Origin of the sequence: Kitasatospora sp. GAS1066B (assembly GCF_041262605.1) — a bacterium.
Lineage (GTDB): Bacteria > Actinomycetota > Actinomycetes > Streptomycetales > Streptomycetaceae > Kitasatospora.
Genome location: NZ_JBGCCO010000020.1, coordinates 88,398 through 104,022 on the forward strand (window position 1 = coordinate 88,398; position 15,625 = coordinate 104,022).

A 15,625-nucleotide genomic window follows, 5' to 3' on the forward strand; every position below is an offset into this window, starting at 1 on the left:
TCCTTACCAGCACGTGGAGCGAGCGTAAGAGTGGGCGCTGCCCGCTACCTTAGGCAGTCGTGGACTCGATGCGCATGCACACGACGAGATTTACCAGACTTCTCGAAGGATGTCCCAGCTTCGCGGCGGGGCAGGAAGGAGCAACACGCTGATGACCGCCGAGGACTGGCAGACGGTTCGTCAACTCGTCGCCTGGCTCGACCGCGCCAACGGCACCGGCCCGCACGAGACCGCGATGCGGCTGATGAAGCTCACCGAGGAGGCGGGGGAGGTGGTGGGGGCGTACATCGGTCTGCAGGGCCAGAACCCGCGCAAGGGCGTGACGCACACCGAGCAGCAGGTGGCGGACGAGCTGTGCGACGTGATCGTCAGCGCGATGGTCGCCCTGCACCGGTTCAGCCCGGACCCCGAGCGGCAGCTGTCCACGACGATCCGGCGCATCCACCAGCGGTCCCAGGCCCACGCCCAGACCCACGCCCAGGCCCCCGCCCTGGATCAGCCCTGAGCCGCACCTTGAGCCGTAGCGGCCGTTGCGCCGCCGTGAGCTACTCGGCGGTAGGGTCGGCGTGGTGGCGCCGGTGGGGATGTGGCAGGCTCGCGCTTCGCGACGATGCCGGGGAGAGGACAGTTGATGGGTGATCAGGATCACTCGCTGGGGCGGCGGAGGTTCCTGGGCTACGTGCTCGCGGCCTCCACGCTCACGGTGGCGGCGCAGCTCGGGGAGGTGGCGGCGCCCGAGCGGGCCGAGGCCGCGATCCCCTCGCTGCCCGAGCCGGCCGAGGTGTACGACCTGAACGACCTGCTCACGGACGCGGCGCTGCCCACCGCGAACCTGATCAGCATTCAGCTGAACACCGACGGCACGGCCTCCTTCGCGCTGCCGCGCGCTGAGGTCGGCCAGGGCGTGACCACCTCCAGCGCGATGCTGATCGCCGAGGAACTGGACCTGCCGCTGGACCGGGTGCGGGTGACGCTCGCGGACGCGCGCCCCGAACTGCTCTTCAACCAGCTGACCGGCGGCTCGAACACCACGATCTCCACCTACACCCCGATCCGGGCGGCCGCCGCGATCGCCCGGCAGCGGCTGCTGCAGGCGGCGGCGGCCCAGCTCGGTGTCGCGGTCTCGACGCTGACCACCAGTGCGGGCGTGGTGAGTTCGGCGAGCGGTGCGAGCATCGGCTACGGCGCGCTGGCGGTGGCGGCGGCCAGCCAGACCACCGTGCTGGTCTCGGTCGGACTCAAGCCGGCCGCGCGGTTCAGCGTCATCGGCACGCCGCAGAACCGGGTCGACGCGCTGGACGCGGTCACCGGGCGCAAGCAGTTCGCGATGGACCTGAGCGTGCCCGGTGCGCTGCCGACCATGGTCTGCCGCCCGCCGACGATCAACGGCACCGTCCGGTCGGTGCAGAACCTGGCGGCCGTACAGGCGATGCCCGGCATCACCGACGTGGTGACCGTCGCCACCGGCGTCGCGGTGCGCGGGCAGACCTTCGGCCAGTGCATCGACGCCGTCCGCGCGCTGCAGGTGACCTGGGGCCCCGGCACTGCCGAGGGAGCCTCGGACGCCACCGTGCTCCAGGAGCTGCTGGTCGCCGAACTGCCACTGGTGATACCACCCTTGCCGCTGCTCACCCAGGAGGTCGACACCCGGTTCACCTTCCACTTCGCCAGCAACAGCGCGCTGGAGCCCAACTGTGCGATCGCCGACGTACGGGCGGACCGGGCGGAGATCTGGGGCGCGCTGAAGTCGCCGATCGTCGCGCAGCAGACCATCGCGGCGGCGCTCGGCCTGCTGCCCACCGCCGTCACCGTGCACGTCACCCAGGGCGGTGGCTCGTTCGGCCGCAAACTCTTCCACGACGCCGCGATCGAGGCCGCGCTGATCTCCCGGGCGATGGGCAAGCCGGTCAAGCTGATGTGGCACCGCACCGACGACTTCCGTCAGGGCCGCGCCCACCCGATGGCCACCTCCCGGGTGCGCGCCACCTATTCGCTGGGCAACGTGATCAGCTTCGAGCAGCGGCACACCTCGGTCGGCACCGACTTCGGCCACGGCCTGGGCGAGATCATCACCTCGCTGGTCGCCAAGCTGCCGGTGGCCGACCTCGGCTTCTCCGAGACGATGTTCGAGCTCACCCAGCAGACCCCCTACGAGTTCGGTGTCACCACCCAGTTGCTGAACGAGGTCGACCACGGCTTCAACACCGGCAGCATGCGCGGCATCTACTCGCCCAACGTCCGCTGCGCACAGGAGTTGGTGGTCGACCAGCTCGCCGCGGCGATGGGCCAGGACGCCTACCGCTTCCGCCGCCAGTTCCTCAAGGACGACCGGGCCAAGGCTGTCCTCGACCAGGTCGCGCAGGCGGGTGACTGGGGCCGGACGATGCCGGCCGGCACCGCGCAGGGCATCGCCCTGCACCCCGAGTACCACGGCTTCGTGGCCGTGCTGGCCGAGATCGACTGCACCCCCGCCACGGTCGGGCGACAGGTGCCGGACGCCTGGACCGGGCCGCGCGTGACCAAGGTCGTCTGCGCCGTCGACGTCGGACTCGCGGTCAACCCGCGGGGGTTGGAGGCCCAGATGATGGGCGGCATCATGGACGGCATCGCGGTCGCCCTGACCTCCGGCCTGCACCTGGAGAACGGGATGTTCCAGGAAGGCAGTTGGGACGAGTACTTCTACACCAGGCAGTGGAACACGCCGCCCGAGCTGCAGATCATCGTGATGCCGCCGACCACCGGAGTCCCCGGCGGCGCGGGTGAGTTGGCGGTGGCCGGTGCGATGGCCGCGGTCGCCTGCGCGTACGGCCGGGCCACCGGCACGATGCCGACCAGCTTCCCGATCAACCACACCGCCCCGCTCGGCTTCGTCCCGCTGCCCACCGAGCCGCCGATTCCGCAGTCCCCCACCGACGGCCTCAGCCGCGCCTACTAGCGCCAACCAGCGCCAACCAGCGTCTACTACCGGCGTTTCGAAAGTCTAGGAGCCCATCCGTGCCCCAACACTCCTTCATCCTCAACGGCACGCAGGTCACCGCCGAGGTCGATGACGACGTGCGGCTGCTCTGGGTGCTGCGCGACGTGCTCGGCGTCACCGGCCCCAAGTACGGCTGCGGACTCGGCGTCTGCCAGGCCTGCACCAGCCACATCAACGGCAAGGCCTTCAACCCCTGCTCGGTGCCGGTCAGCGCGGTGCAGGCCACCGACGAGATCACCACCATCGAGGGCCTGCCCGCCACCGTCGGCAAGGACCTGCACCCCATGCAGGAGGCCTGGTTGACGTACGACGTCGCCCAGTGCGGCTACTGCCAGCCCGGCCAGATCATGGCCGCCGTCGCCAAGGTGCGACAGGCCCGGGCGGCCGGCCACGAGATCGGTGACGCCGACTTCGACGAGATCCGCAACATCTGCCGCTGCGGCACCTACCACCGGATCCGCGAGGCGATCACGGCTGCGGCGAAGGAGTTCTGACGGTCGGTCACATTCGCACGCTGCGGCGTCGCCGAGCCTGGGACTACCGCCCGGTGCTGGTGGGGTAGTTGAAGACGCCTGCGGGCAGCGGGGCCGGGGCGGGCAGCCAGTGCGCCAGGACCCAGGCGGAGGGCCCGAACATCGGCTCGGGCAGCTCCGCCAGCTCGAACCGCTCCCAACCCCCGCAGCTCTCCGGCTCGGTGACGACGGCCGTCGCATCGCTCGGCGGCGCGAGCACGGCGGCGGTCAGCCGGGGGCGGCCGTCGAGATGGTCCAGGATCACGGCGAGCACCCGCATCCGCTCGGCGGGCAGCTCGATCCCGGTCTCCTCGGCCAGCTCGCGGGCCGCCGCCTGCTCGAAGGACTCGCCCGGGTGGTCCACCTTGCCGCCGGGCAGGCTCCAGGTCGGCGGCTCGCCCGGGGTGGTGCGCCGGCCGAGCAGCAGGCCGCGCCCGTCGGTGCTGGGGACGATCACCCCGGCGCCGATCAGCGGGCGCGGTGCGGTGGGCGGTGTCACCAGGTGGAGGGGCGTCACCACGCGGCGGGCTCGAAGTCCTTCAGGAAGCAGCCGTACAGGTCCTCGCCGCCCTCGCCGCGGATGATCGGGTCGTAGACCCGGGCCGCGCCGTCCACCAGGTCGAGCGGGGCGTGGAAGCCCTCCTCGGCGAGCCGCATCTTGTCCGGGTGCGGCCGCTCGTCGGTGATCCAGCCGGTGTCCACGGCGGTCATCAGGATGCCGTCCGTCTCCAGCATCTCCTTGGCGCTGGTGCGGGTGAGCATGTTGAGCGCGGCCTTGGCCATGTTGGTGTGCGGGTGGCCCGCGCCCTTGTAACCGCGGCTGAACTGGCCCTCCATCGCGGAGACGTTCACCACGTACTTGCGGCGCGCCGGGGAGGCGGAGAGCGCTTTACGCAGCCGGCTGACCAGGATGAACGGCGCGGTGGAGTTGCAGAGCTGCACCTCCAGCAGCTCGATCGGGTCGACCTCGTTGACGGTCTGCACCCAGCTGTTGGAGTCGGCCAGGTCCGGCACCAGGCCGCCCGCGTCGATCGCGGTGCCGGCCTCGATCCGCGCCGGCGAGGCCGAACCGGTGACCAGCGCGAGCGCGGTCACCTGCTGGGCGGTGAGCGCTTCGTGCTCGCCGCTCGCCTGCCCGGGGAGCGCGGGCCGGTCGACGCTGCCGCTGCCGAAGACGCCGATCACCTCGCTGGCGGGCAGCTGCCCGGCCGGCAGCGGCGCGGACTCGGCGGCGACCAGCTCGGCGTAGGCGGCGGGGGAGCGGCGCACGGTCTGCGCGGCGTTGTTGATCAGGATGTCCAGCGGGCCCTCGGCGGCCACCGAGTCGGCCAGCGCGACCACCTGGGCGGGGTCGCGCAGGTCGATGCCGACGATCTTCAGACGGTGCAGCCAGTCCGCGCTGTCCGGCATCTCCGTGAAGCGGCGGATCGCGTCCTTCGGGAACCGGGTGGTGATGGTGGTGTGCGCACCGTCACGCAGCAGGCGCAGCGCGATGTACATCCCGATCTTGGCGCGGCCGCCGGTGAGCAGGGCCCGACGGCCCGTCAGGTCGGTCGTCGCGTCCCGCCGGGCCCGGCTGGAGCGGGCGCAGGACGGGCAGAGCTGGTGGTAGAACGCGTCGACCTCGACGAAGCGGGTCTTGCAGATGTAGCAGGAGCGCGGGCGCTGCAGGATGCCGGCGATCTCGGTGGTGGTGGGGGTGCTCAGGCCGAAGACGCCGGCCGTCTCGTCGTCGATCCGGCCCGGTGCGCCGGTCGCGGTGCGGGCGGTCACGGCGCGGTCGTTGGCGCTCTTCGCGGCGCGGGTCTCCTGGCGGCGGCGCTGCTTCACGGTGCGGAAGATGCCCGCGACGGCCCGGCGCACGGTGATGGCGTCAGGGTGGTCGACCGGGAGGTCGTCCAGCTCGGCGAGCACGTCGAGGCAGAGGCGCAGGCGCTCGGGGTCGAGGCCGGGGCCGTACTCGGCGGACTGGTCAGCGGCGGGGGTGACCGTCTCCTGGTCGGTCGGCATCGGATCGCCGATCGACCCCTGTCGGTCGTGCCGCTGCTCCGCTGCCGTCGTCATGCTGTTGCCGCTTTCCTTGATCGCCGATGTTGGGATGTACCCCGTGAACTGTACGGAGTGGGCGGGGGACGGCCAAACGGCGCGGTCATCTCGATGCTCGAATCCCGATGACCGATGACCGATGACCGATGACCGCTAGCCGATGGCTAATAGCCGATGACAGATGACAGATCTCAAAATCTGTCATCTGTCATCAGCTATCGAGAGCCGCAAACCGCCTATCGGCCACCGGCGCACCCCTCCCTGCCCTCGTCCTCACCCCCCAGAAGTCGGCCCCCGCCCAGCCGTCCCGCCAAGCGCGCCAGCCCATCGACCGGCGACCTCGATGAACGCGCGGGCGGCAGCGCTCCGGTACGCCGTGCCCCGGCGGAGCAGGGCGACGGTGCGGGCGGGCAGTGCCGGGTCGAGCGGGACGGGGCACAGGCGCGGGTCGTCACGCGTGAGGGCGTCCGGCAGCACGGTGGCGAGCGCGGTTCTGCCGACGATCTCGGTGAGCGCGGTAATGGTGTCGGCCTCCACGGCGATGCGCGCCCGGACGCCATGGTCCGCGAAGTGCCGGTCGATGTGGGCGCGGGTGGCGAAGTCGGGGCTGAGCAGGGCGAGCGGGTGCTGTGCCAGCTCGCCGATGGGCAGCGGTTCCCGGCGGCCGGCATGCGGGTGCGCGGCGCCGACCACGAGGCTGAGGGTCTCGCTGAACAGCGGCTGCGCGGCCACCCCGGGCCGGTGCTCGGCACTGAAGGCGAAGCCGAGGTCCAGCCGGTCGTCAAGGAGCGCCGCCTCGATCTGATCCTGTGTCAACTCGCTGATCTCCAAAGCGATCCCCGGATGCCGGGTCTGGAACTCGGCCGCCAGCGGGCCGATCAGGTAGGCGGTGAGCGTCGGGGTCATCGCCAGGCGGAGGCCGCCGTGGGAGAGGTCCTGGATGTCCAGTACCGCACGCTCGGCCGCCGCCAGGTCCTGCAGGGCGCGGCGGGCGTAGTGGGTGTAGGTCTGGCCGGCGTCGGTCAGCCGGACGGTGCGCCCGGTGCGATCGAGGAGCTGGACGCCGAGCTGCCGTTCGAGCTGCTTGATCTGCTGGGACAGCGTGGGCTGTGAGACGCGCAGCGCCTCGGCGGCGCGGGTGAAGTTGGCGTGCTCGGCGACGGCGAGCAGATAGCGCAGGTGACGGAGCTCCAGGGCCATACCCATAACTATAGATGTCAGCAATGGGAATGATGCTCAGCGCGTCTTGGACACTATAGGAACAGGTCATGCATGGTGGATCTCGTCAGCCCCACGGGGCCGGCGAACACCGAAGGGAGTGGACCATGCAAGACCTCACCGAGGGCGTCGCACGTTTCCAGCGGGACGTCTACCCGGCCAAGGCGGACCTCTTCGCCCACCTGGCCGCGACCCACCGGCCGACGACCCTGTTCATCAGCTGCTCGGACGCCCGCGTGGTGCCGGAGCTGATCACCCAGAGCGAGCCGGGCGAGCTGTTCGTCATCCGGACCGCCGGGAACCTGGTCCCCGCCTACACCCCGGGCCCCGATGGTGTGGCAGCCAGCATCGAGTACGCCGTCGCCGTCCTGAACGTCACCGACATCGTGGTCTGCGGCCACTCCGCCTGCGGCGCGATGACCGCCCTCGCCGAGCACCACGACCTGAGCGGTGCGCCCGCCATCGCCGACTGGCTGCGCCACGCGGACGCCTCCCGGGCCCGCGCCACCGGCGAGGGCGGGGCACCGAAGGTGGACGCGCTGGTCCGGGAGAACGTGCGCGCCCAGCTGGTGAACCTCGCCACTCACCCCTCGGTGGCCCGCGCCTTGGCCGCCGACACGGTCACCCTGCACGGCTGGGTCTACGACATCCCCGCCGGTACCGTCGACGAACTCGACGCCACCGGCCGCCCGGCCGCCCTCGCGGCCTGAGCGCCGGCCCCTACGACTGATCCCGGCTCCTACGCCTATCCCCTGCCGCTCCGCCGCCCGGGACCACCCCCTCACCCCCCTCATCCCCCAAGAACCTGCCGTTCCCCTCATCCCCGGTGAACGGCACACCCGGAAGGAACCCCTCATGGTGCACGCCCAGTTCGACCCCGCCGTCCGTCAGGCCCTGGCCAACAAGGCCGTCGACGCCAAGATGCGCAAGGACCTGACCTGGCAGCAGATCGCGGACGCCGCAGGCCTGTCGGTCGCCTTCGTCACCGCCGCCGTCCTCGGCCAGCACCCCCTGCCCGAGGCCTCGGCCAAGGCCGTCGCCGAACTGCTCGGCCTGGACGCCGACGACGCGATGGTGCTGCAGAGCATCCCGCTGCGTGGCAGCATCCCCGGCGGCATTCCCACCGACCCGACCATCTACCGCTTCTACGAGATGCTCCAGGTCTACGGCACCACCCTCAAGGCGCTGGTCCACGAGCAGCTCGGCGACGGCATCATCAGCGCGATCAACTTCAAGCTCGACGTGAAGAAGGTCGCCGACCCCGAGGGCGGCGAGCGCGCGGTCATCACCCTCGACGGCAAGTACCTGCCCACCAAGCCGTTCTGACCCGCGAGCAGGCCGGGGAGGGCCGCCCAGCCCTTGCCGGCCCGCGCGGCTGCCCGCCGGGATCGCACCCGCAGGCGCACTCGATCCGAGCAGCACGAGGAGCACCAGCATGGACTTCGCACAGCGCACCATCGACCTCGCCCTTCGCCACGTCGAGGAGGGCGGGCGCCCCTTCGCCACCGTCATCGTCAAGGACGGCCGGGTCCTCGCCGCCGCAGGGCACTTGCCGCGCCTGTAGGTGCCTCGCGAACCGGCCCTCGCTACGTCCGGTTCGGCTTCTCCGCCAGCAGGTGGGCCTGCCGCACCTTCTCGTGTCCGTAGGGTTCTCGCACCAGCTGCGCCGTCACGGCGAACCCGGCCTCGGCCAGCAACTCGGTGACGCGTTCCGGAGTCCAGCGCTGGAAGTCGAGCGAGACCGGCAGCGTGGGCCACTCCACGTGCCGGGGCTCGTCGCCCACCTGGAAGGCCACCAGCAGCTGACCGCCCGGCGCGAGCACCCGGTGGAACTCCGCGAGCACCAGCGGCAGCCGGTCCGCGGGCGTGTGGATGATCGAGTACCACGCGAGGACACCGCCGAGCGAGTCGTCCGCGAGGTCCAGCCCGGTCATCGAGCCCACCTCGAACCGCAGCCCGGGGTACGTCCGCCGACCCTGCGCGATCATCCCGGGCGAGAGGTCGATACCGAAGGCGTCCACCCCGCGCGCGGCCAGGTACGCCGTCACCCGCCCCTGGCCGCAACCGAGATCGGCGACCGGTCCGAACCCGGCGTTGCGCACCTGCTCGGCGAAGGAGTCGAGCAGCGCCCGGCCGAGCGGATTGGTGTCGAGTTCCAGGCCGAACCGCTCGTGGTACTCGGCGGCGACGGTGTCGTAGAAGGTCCGGGTGGCGCCCTGGTAGGACGGGTCGTCAGTCATGGGGGAGGAGATTAGCGTGCGCGCGAAGTCGGCCGCGGCCGCCGGCGTGCCGTCAGCCCGGCTGTCCACCCGCCCAGTTGCCCAGCCGCTCCGAAAGCGCTTGCCTGCCTCCGAGATGATCGCCGACAATCCCGAGATGATCACCGACGGTGCGGCGATGCGGCCGATCCCCGACTTCTCGACCAAGCCGGTACTCACCGGAGAGCGCGTGCTGCTGCGCCCCTTCACCGCCGCCGACGGGCTGCCGATGGCCGCGATCCTGGCCGACCCCGAGGTTCGCAGGTGTACCGGCGGGGCCCACCTCAGCTTCGACGAGCAGCGGCTGCGCACCATCTACGCCGCGCGTGCCGACGCCACGGACCGGCTCGACCTGGCGGTGGTCGACCGGGCCACCGGCGAACTGGTGGGCGAGGTGGTGCTGAACCAGTGGGACGCGCACAACCGCAGCTGCGTCTTCCGTACTCTGCTCGGCCCTGCCGGGCGCGGCCGAGGCCTGGGGACGGAGGCGACCCGCCTGATCGTCGGCCACGGCTTCGAGCAGCTGGGACTGCACCGCATCTCGCTCTTCGTCTACGCGTTCAACCCGCGAGCCCGGCGAGTGTACTAGAAGGTCGGTTTCGTCTCCGAGGGGGTTGAACGCGAGACGCTGCTGCATGAGGGCGAGTGGGTCGACTCCGTCCGGATGTCCCTGTTGGACCGGGAGTGGGCCGCGCTCACTGCGGCTCGGTAGATTCAGGGTCATGACGCCCATGACGCCCGGGACGCCGCCTCCGCCGGCGGCACCGATGAGCACTGAACCCGCCGGCCTGCCGTCCGACCCCGTGGTGCTGCTGCCGTACCCGGCGGCGGAGATCCCGGGACTGCCGAGCGGGTTGGAGGTGCACACCTTCGACGGCGTCGCGTGTGACGGTCACCCGGGCCCGCCGCCGGGCGAGTTGCTGGCGCGGGTCGAGCTGCTGGTCGTCCCGTACCTGCGGACCAGGACGGTGCTGCCGCTGCTGCCCGCGATGGAGCGGCTGCGGGTGGTGCAGACGCAGACCGCCGGAGTGGACGACATCGTCGCGCACGTGCCGGCCGGTGCCGTGCTCTGCAACGCCCGTGGGGTGCACGACGCGAGCACCGCCGAGCTGGCGGTGGCGCTCACGCTGGCCGCGCTGCGCGACATCCCGGCTTTCGTCCGGGGCCAGGACGCCGAGGAGTGGCGCTCCGGCTTCTACCCGGCGCTCGCGGACAAGACGGTGCTGATCGTCGGCTACGGTTCGGTCGGCGAGGCGATCGAGGCCCGGCTGCGGCCCTTCGAGTGCGAGGTGCTGCGGGTGGCCCGCAGCGCGCGTACGACGCCGGCCGGGCCGGTGCGGGCGCTCGCCGAGTTGCCGGAACTGCTGCCCCAGGCGGACGTGGTGATCCTGGCCGTGCCGCTCTCACCCGGCACCAAGGGCCTGGTGGACAGCGCTTTCCTCGGTGCGCTGCGGGACGGTGCGCTGCTGGTCAACGTCGCGCGCGGCCCCGTCGTGGTGACGGACGCGCTGCTCGCGGAACTGACCGCCGGGCGGCTGCGGGCTGCGCTGGACGTGACCGACCCCGAACCGCTGCCCGCCGGCCACCCGCTCTGGCACGCGCCCGGCGTGCTGATCAGCCCGCACGTCGGGGGCAGTTCCTCCGCCTTCCTGCCCCGTGCCCGCCGCCTGATCGCCGCTCAGCTGACCCGCTTCGCCAAGGGCGAGCCGCTGGCGAACGTGATGCCGCGGGACTGACCCCGGCGGTGGCGGTGGGGAAAGCGCTCACCCCAGCCGGGAGACCTGGTAGTGGCTGATCAGCCAGCCGTCCGCCGCGCGCGTCAGCAGCACGCTCAGCCAGACGTCCAGCGCGGGCTGGTCGGTGACGCCGGTGACGCCGGTGACGTCGGTGAAGGAGAACTCGACACTCAGATAGCCGAGGACGAGGCCGTCGGCCGGGCGCCTGGTTTCGAGGATCCGGTAGGTGACCGTCATGCCGAGGGGCTGGGCGGCGTAGTAGTCGGCGACGCCCTGCCGCCCGACGCCGTACGGGTGCAGGCCCTGGAAGATCGCGTCCTCGGTGAAGCAGCGGGCTACGCGCTGCGGTTCGTGCGCGTCGACGGCGGTCTTCCACCGGTCGAGGACGTCGCCGAGGATCGCTTCATCCTCAGGTGTGGTGGGCATCAGCGTTCTCCCGCTCCGGCTGATCCGGCCCCGGGGTCGCTCGGGTGCGGGGAAAGCGCTGTCACCGTGTCGTGCCGCCACACCCGCAGCGGCATCGACGCCAGCAACTGCTCCAGCCGCTCCGCGTCGGGCGCGCTGAACAGGCCCCAGGCCCGCCACTCACCCGGGGCGAGCGGTGGACGCCACAGCCGCAGCAGGCTGCCCTGGGCTGCCAGTTCCCGTGATCGCACTGCCTCCCGGGCCCGGATCTCCGCCACAGCCTCCTCGGAGGTGCCCTCCGGAACGGTGGTCACCATGTCGACCAGGAACTCCATGGGTGGTTCTCCTCAGCACGTCATGTCCGAATATCCGACAACTAACGACAGGGCACTGACGACGGTAGCGGCGGCTTCGGCGTGTCGGTGGGATCATCCACCCGAACCGGGCGCGCCGTCAGACGGCGTCCGCCGACGCCCGGCAGCCGACCCGCCCTCAGGCAGCCCGAGCGCGCGCCGCACCGCCGACCGAGGGCTGCTGAGCACCGGGACCGGCGCCTCGTCGAGCAGGTCGAGCGCCGGTGCCATCGACGCCTGGGCGAGCACCATCACGTCCACCGAGCCGGCCGCCGCGCGGATCCGCTCGGCGACGGCGGCGTAGTAGCCGGGCAGGTCGCCCGCCTCGAAGAGGTCCCAGGCCCCCGGACAGGTCACGGGCAGCACGCCGGCCGGGTCGGCCCCCGCCTCGATGAGCAGGGCGCGGGTCGGGGTGAGGGTGGATTCGACGGCGTGCAGCACGCCGATCCGGTCGTGCCGGGCGGCCTGCTCGGCCATCGGGCGGTCGACCCGGAGCACGTTCGGCGCCAACTCCTCCGCCGTGCCACCGATGGTGGAGCAGGTGCAGATGATCACCTCGGCGCCCGCCTCGGCCAGCTCGCCGAGCCGCGCCCGCAGCCGTTCCGTGTACGGGCGCCCGGCGCGGGCGTCGGACAGCAGCGACTCGTCCACCAGGTGGTGGTCCGTCACCTGCGGCGCGAGTTCCACCACCAGGGCGCGGAAGGTGGCCGGGTGGACGTCGGAGGTGTGCAGGAAGCCGATGGTGACCATGGTGCCGATGATGCCGTAGTCCAGGCGTGCGAGCCCCTCCTTTCCACTGACGATCGGGTACAAAGGTCGGTGTGGCAGACCGCATTCGGATAGCAGTTGCTCAGACCCCGGTCACCTGTGACCCGTCGGCCAACGGGGAGGCGGTTCGTGAACTGATGGGGCAGGCGCGGGACGCGGGTGCCCGACTCGTGCACTTCCCGGAGGGAGCGATCTCGGGCTATCCCTCGGGCGCCGAGGCCAAAGAGGCACTGGCGGGTTGGCGCATCGACTGGGAGTCGGTGCGGGACCAACTGGAGCTCACCGCCGAGTCGGCGGCCGATCTCGGGCTCTGGGTCGTGGTGGGCGCAGGCCACCAGTTGACCCCGCCCAATCGGCCCCACAACAGCTTGTACGTGATCTCCGACGAGGGCCGGTTGATCGGCCGCTACGACAAGCGCCGGTGCTCCCACACGGAGATCACCGGCTGGTACTCACCCGGGTTCGCGCCGTTGACCTTCGACATCGACGGCTTCCGGTTCGGTTGCACCCTGTGCATCGAGGTCAACTTCCCAGAGCTCTTCATCGAGTACCGCGAACTGGGCGTCGACTGCGTCCTGTTCTCCTCCTTTTCCGAAGACCCGGTGTTCGACGTGCTGGCACGCGGGCACGCGGCCTCCCAGACCTTCTGGATCAGCGCCTCCGTCCCGGCACAGTGCAGCGCCGCCATGGCCGCAGGCGTGATCGGCCCGCACGGCTCCTGGCTGGACCGCTGCCCAGCCGACGGCACGACGGCAATGGTCTGCGTGGACCTCGACCGGACCGACCCGAGCCTCGACGTCGCGTTGAACAAGGCAGGCCCTTGGCGCGAGTTGGCCCGCGCCGGCCAGATCTACGAAGCTCGTCGCGTCGTCGACCCGCGTAGCGCGGATCGCACCCGCTTCTGAACCTGTCGGCCCGGTATACGGCGTGACGTGCGGCATACGGCATGACGTGCGGCGCGGCGGCCGACATGCGCTGCTCCTCGACTCGCACGGCTTGGGCGGCGTGGATCACCTGAGCGACCGGCGGCGGTCATGGAGAATGGGCGGGTCGTGGAGAACGGCCCGGCGGTGGCGGTCTTCACCGCTCCGGCGGCGCCGTACACCCGCCGGCTGCTCGCCGCGCTCCCTGCGGGTGCACAGCCGGCCGTGTTGAAGGAGGCAACGGCTTGACCGGCACCTTGTTCGCGATCAGTGACCTGCACGTCGGCTACCGGGAGAACCGCGAGTTCGTCGAGCAGCTCCGGCCCACATCGGCACAGGACTGGCTGATCGTGGCCGGCGATGTCGGCGAGCGGTTCAGCGACATCGAGTGGGCCCTGCGGGGCCTGCGCGAGCGCTACGCCGCGGTGATCTGGGCGCCAGGCAACCACGAACTGTGGACCCCGCCCGACGACCCGGTCCAACTGCGCGGCGAGGCCCGGTACCTGGCGCTGGTCGAGCTCTGCCGGAGCCTGGACGTCCAGACGCCGGAGGACCCGTATCCGGTCTGGCGCGGCGCGGGCGGACCGGTCAGCGTGGTGCCGCTCTTCGTGCTGTACGACTACACCTTCCGGCCGCCGGGTACGCACACCAAGGAGGAGGGGCTGGCCTACGCCCACGAGACCGGGATCGTCTGCACCGACGAGAAGCTGCTGCACCCCGACCCGTACGCGAGCCGGGAGGAGTGGTGCGACGCACGGATCGCGGTGACCGAGCGACGGCTGGCCGAACTCGACCCCGCGCTGCCTACGGTGTTGGTCAGCCACTTCCCGCTGCGCCGCGAGCCCACGCTGGTGCTGCGCTACCCGGAGTTCGCGCAGTGGTGCGGCACCGAGCGCACCGCCGACTGGCACCGCAAGTACCGCGCGGCGGTCGCGGTCTACGGGCACCTGCACATCCCCCGGACCCTGCGGATCGACGACATCCGCTTCGAGGAGGTCTCGGTGGGCTACCCGCGCGAGTGGCGGCCGCGCGGCGGGCCGCAGGGACCGCGCCGGGTCTTCCCGGACTCCGGTCCGGGAGAACGCTCCTGACGTTCCATCAGATGAGTGCTGTAACGCCGTGCCCCACGTGCCTGCGCATGCAGACGTCCTGACGGCCCGCAGGGCTGGTTGCCGGCCGTCAGGGCGGACGTTCGGTCAACGCAGTGCCTCGGTCAGCACGTCCGGGGTCGCCTCCACCCAGATCAGACGGCGGAGGATCTGGTACCCGATCGCGTCGTTCACCGCGATCATGTGGACGTTGTCCGCGTTGGTGCTCGTCACGACCCGCCGCACCTGCGGTCGCTCGACGATGAGTTGGCGCATCATCGCCGCCTTCATCGCCCGACCGAGGCCGTTCCCGCGGTGTGTCGCCACCACGGAGGTTTCGTTCACGAAGGAGCTCTCCGGACGGTAGGCGTAGGTGAGGATCCCGCTGACCCCGATGACCTCGCCGGTCGCCTGCTGGATCGCGACCACCACCCGCTCCTCGGTACCCTGCTCGGCCAACTCCCGCTCCTCCCTGCGGATCCGAGCCGGGTCCCAACGGGGGAGCCGGATACTGGACTCGCCCAGCGGCGCGTCCTGCACCGCCTGCCTGGCGACCGCGTACGACGCGATCAGCTCCTCCGGAATCGAACCGACCCAGCTGGTCAGGCGGTAGCCGTCGGGAACCGGCACGTCCCAGAGTTCCGGCTTCGTCTGATTGATGACAAGTTCCTGGATCACCGTGCGGTTCACCACCCGAAAGCCGAGGCGGCCCGCCCACGCGGCGCCGGAGGAACCAGCCTTCAGCGCACTGCCGTTCACCGTCGGCCGCCCCGAATCCCGCACCGCGAGCATGAGCGCCCGCAGCAGCTCGGTACCTATCCCCTGACGCCGGAAGTCGGGATGCACCGTCACCTCGGTCTGCGCGATCCCGCTGTTCTCGGCGCCCGGCAACGAGAGCTTGCCCAGCCCGACCAGGACACCATCCACGTAGCCGGCCCAGTACCGGCACTCCCCATCGCTCGGCCACGGCGTGCGCAGCCGACCGACCGCGGCTTCGTAGGTGACCGGTGGATCTTCGGGGGATTCGAGCTGCCAGGCTGCGGCCCGTGCGAGATGATATTCGGAGAGTTCACGGTCGGAAGCCGTCTCCGTGTCGAACGGCCTGATCTGGAAACTCACGAAAGCCTCTCCAAGGTTTGTGTTGTGCATCGATGGTCGCGGATCCCTGCCTGCGACAGCCCCCGCCGCTCGCGCCTGGCTCTCTTCTGCATCATCCAGAGCCCCCCAGCTCCGATCTCCGATACGGCCCGCGCAGCAGGGCCCCGCAGGCCACTGTACGCAGGGCGCCACAGCACTCCCTGTACGGTCGAGCGGGAATGAGGGCGTGTCAGGGAGGTCGTG

17 protein-coding genes and 1 pseudogene are annotated in these 15,625 nt (G+C 71.2%); 10 read left to right on the forward strand and 8 right to left on the reverse strand.

Going from position 1 to position 15,625, the window contains the following annotated elements; all coding sequences use genetic code 11:
* The first annotated feature begins 151 nt into the window (after positions 1-151).
* The 3 genes from ABH937_RS22690 (at position 152) to ABH937_RS22700 (ending at position 3,471) form a co-directional block, all read left to right on the forward strand.
* On the forward strand, positions 152-505 hold the full coding sequence (locus tag ABH937_RS22690) for a MazG-like family protein (RefSeq protein WP_370219250.1): 354 nt from the start codon (positions 152-154) through the stop codon (positions 503-505).
* Between the two features lie 126 nt (positions 506-631).
* A complete protein-coding gene (locus tag ABH937_RS22695; RefSeq protein WP_370219251.1) occupies positions 632-2,935 on the forward strand; it encodes a molybdopterin cofactor-binding domain-containing protein in 2,304 nt (767 codons plus the stop codon).
* A 59-nt stretch (positions 2,936-2,994) separates the two neighbouring features.
* Positions 2,995-3,471 carry a (2Fe-2S)-binding protein gene (locus ABH937_RS22700; RefSeq protein WP_280693069.1) on the forward strand — a complete coding sequence of 159 codons (477 nt, stop codon included), beginning with the start codon at positions 2,995-2,997 and terminating at the stop codon, positions 3,469-3,471.
* 43 nt (positions 3,472-3,514) lie between these two features.
* On the opposite strand, the gene ABH937_RS22705 is transcribed toward ABH937_RS22700, so the two are convergent.
* From ABH937_RS22705 to cynR, 3 genes are all read right to left on the reverse strand, one after another.
* A complete protein-coding gene (locus ABH937_RS22705; RefSeq protein ID WP_370219252.1) occupies positions 3,515-4,009 on the reverse strand; it encodes an NUDIX hydrolase in 495 nt (164 codons plus the stop codon).
* Positions 4,003-5,499, reverse strand: a complete 1,497-nt coding sequence (locus tag ABH937_RS22710; protein WP_280693118.1) for an SDR family NAD(P)-dependent oxidoreductase — start codon at positions 5,497-5,499, stop codon at positions 4,003-4,005. Before ABH937_RS22710 ends, ABH937_RS22705 begins: the two co-directional genes overlap by 7 nt.
* A 309-nt stretch (positions 5,500-5,808) precedes the next feature.
* On the reverse strand, positions 5,809-6,735 hold the full coding sequence (gene cynR / locus ABH937_RS22715) for a transcriptional regulator CynR (protein ID WP_370219253.1): 927 nt from the start codon (positions 6,733-6,735) through the stop codon (positions 5,809-5,811).
* Between the two features lie 125 nt (positions 6,736-6,860).
* Here cynR and ABH937_RS22720 point away from each other — a divergent pair, with 125 nt between their 5' ends.
* The 3 genes from ABH937_RS22720 (at position 6,861) to ABH937_RS22730 (ending at position 8,317) form a co-directional block, all read left to right on the forward strand.
* Positions 6,861-7,463 carry a carbonic anhydrase gene (locus ABH937_RS22720; protein WP_370219254.1) on the forward strand — a complete coding sequence of 201 codons (603 nt, stop codon included), beginning with the start codon at positions 6,861-6,863 and terminating at the stop codon, positions 7,461-7,463.
* A 145-nt stretch (positions 7,464-7,608) separates the two neighbouring features.
* On the forward strand, positions 7,609-8,079 hold the full coding sequence (gene cynS, locus ABH937_RS22725) for a cyanase (RefSeq protein WP_370219255.1): 471 nt from the start codon (positions 7,609-7,611) through the stop codon (positions 8,077-8,079).
* A gap of 109 nt (positions 8,080-8,188) precedes the next feature.
* Entirely contained in the window at positions 8,189-8,317 is a 129-nt protein-coding gene (locus tag ABH937_RS22730; protein ID WP_370219256.1) for a hypothetical protein, read from the forward strand.
* A gap of 22 nt (positions 8,318-8,339) precedes the next feature.
* On the opposite strand, the gene ABH937_RS22735 is transcribed toward ABH937_RS22730, so the two are convergent.
* Positions 8,340-8,993, reverse strand: coding sequence for a class I SAM-dependent methyltransferase (locus ABH937_RS22735; RefSeq protein WP_280693063.1), 654 nt, complete (start codon positions 8,991-8,993; stop codon positions 8,340-8,342).
* 157 nt (positions 8,994-9,150) lie between these two features.
* On the opposite strand from ABH937_RS22735, the pseudogene ABH937_RS22740 reads away from it, so the two are divergent.
* Together ABH937_RS22740 and ABH937_RS22745 are read left to right on the forward strand one after the other, a co-directional pair.
* Positions 9,151-9,723 (forward strand): annotated as a pseudogene (locus tag ABH937_RS22740) (GNAT family N-acetyltransferase).
* Between the two features lie 55 nt (positions 9,724-9,778).
* Entirely contained in the window at positions 9,779-10,747 is a 969-nt protein-coding gene (locus ABH937_RS22745; protein ID WP_370219257.1) for a 2-hydroxyacid dehydrogenase, read from the forward strand.
* A gap of 27 nt (positions 10,748-10,774) precedes the next feature.
* Here the strand turns inward: ABH937_RS22745 and ABH937_RS22750 are convergent, their stop codons facing one another.
* From ABH937_RS22750 to ABH937_RS22760, 3 genes are all read right to left on the reverse strand, one after another.
* Positions 10,775-11,173 carry a nuclear transport factor 2 family protein gene (locus ABH937_RS22750; protein ID WP_370219258.1) on the reverse strand — a complete coding sequence of 133 codons (399 nt, stop codon included), beginning with the start codon at positions 11,171-11,173 and terminating at the stop codon, positions 10,775-10,777.
* Positions 11,173-11,487, reverse strand: coding sequence for a muconolactone Delta-isomerase family protein (locus ABH937_RS22755; protein WP_370219259.1), 315 nt, complete (start codon positions 11,485-11,487; stop codon positions 11,173-11,175). Before ABH937_RS22755 ends, ABH937_RS22750 begins: the two co-directional genes overlap by 1 nt.
* 93 nt (positions 11,488-11,580) lie before the next feature.
* Positions 11,581-12,318 (reverse strand): arylsulfatase, encoded by a 738-nt coding sequence (locus tag ABH937_RS22760; RefSeq protein WP_370219260.1) that lies wholly within the window; start codon positions 12,316-12,318, stop codon positions 11,581-11,583.
* Positions 12,319-12,326: 8 nt separating this feature from the next.
* Here ABH937_RS22760 and ABH937_RS22765 point away from each other — a divergent pair, with 8 nt between their 5' ends.
* The gene (locus ABH937_RS22765) at positions 12,327-13,178 is read left to right on the forward strand and encodes a carbon-nitrogen hydrolase family protein (RefSeq protein WP_370219261.1); all 852 of its coding nucleotides are present in this window, start codon (positions 12,327-12,329) and stop codon (positions 13,176-13,178) included.
* 263 nt (positions 13,179-13,441) lie between these two features.
* Positions 13,442-14,287 (forward strand): metallophosphoesterase, encoded by an 846-nt coding sequence (locus ABH937_RS22770; protein WP_370219262.1) that lies wholly within the window; start codon positions 13,442-13,444, stop codon positions 14,285-14,287.
* Between the two features lie 105 nt (positions 14,288-14,392).
* Here ABH937_RS22770 and ABH937_RS22775 read toward each other — a convergent pair whose 3' ends face one another.
* Positions 14,393-15,574: a GNAT family N-acetyltransferase gene (locus ABH937_RS22775; RefSeq protein WP_370219263.1), complete on the reverse strand. Its 1,182-nt coding sequence runs from the start codon at positions 15,572-15,574 to the stop codon at positions 14,393-14,395.
* Between the last annotated feature and the right edge of the window lie 51 nt (positions 15,575-15,625).

What these genes read in the sequence shown, in the direction of transcription:
- ABH937_RS22690 (WP_370219250.1), top strand. Translation starts at nt 152, where the DNA reads ATGACCGCCGAGGACTGGCAGACGGTTCGTCAACTCGTCGCCTGGCTC.
- ABH937_RS22695 (WP_370219251.1), top strand. Translation starts at nt 632, where the DNA reads ATGGGTGATCAGGATCACTCGCTGGGGCGGCGGAGGTTCCTGGGCTAC.
- ABH937_RS22710 (WP_280693118.1), bottom strand. Translation starts at nt 5,499, where the DNA reads ATGCCGACCGACCAGGAGACGGTCACCCCCGCCGCTGACCAGTCCGCC.
- cynR (WP_370219253.1), bottom strand. Translation starts at nt 6,735, where the DNA reads ATGGCCCTGGAGCTCCGTCACCTGCGCTATCTGCTCGCCGTCGCCGAG.
- ABH937_RS22720 (WP_370219254.1), top strand. Translation starts at nt 6,861, where the DNA reads ATGCAAGACCTCACCGAGGGCGTCGCACGTTTCCAGCGGGACGTCTAC.
- cynS (WP_370219255.1), top strand. Translation starts at nt 7,609, where the DNA reads ATGGTGCACGCCCAGTTCGACCCCGCCGTCCGTCAGGCCCTGGCCAAC.
- ABH937_RS22730 (WP_370219256.1), top strand. Translation starts at nt 8,189, where the DNA reads ATGGACTTCGCACAGCGCACCATCGACCTCGCCCTTCGCCACGTCGAG.
- ABH937_RS22735 (WP_280693063.1), bottom strand. Translation starts at nt 8,993, where the DNA reads ATGACTGACGACCCGTCCTACCAGGGCGCCACCCGGACCTTCTACGAC.
- ABH937_RS22745 (WP_370219257.1), top strand. Translation starts at nt 9,779, where the DNA reads ATGAGCACTGAACCCGCCGGCCTGCCGTCCGACCCCGTGGTGCTGCTG.
- ABH937_RS22750 (WP_370219258.1), bottom strand. Translation starts at nt 11,173, where the DNA reads ATGCCCACCACACCTGAGGATGAAGCGATCCTCGGCGACGTCCTCGAC.
- ABH937_RS22755 (WP_370219259.1), bottom strand. Translation starts at nt 11,487, where the DNA reads ATGGAGTTCCTGGTCGACATGGTGACCACCGTTCCGGAGGGCACCTCC.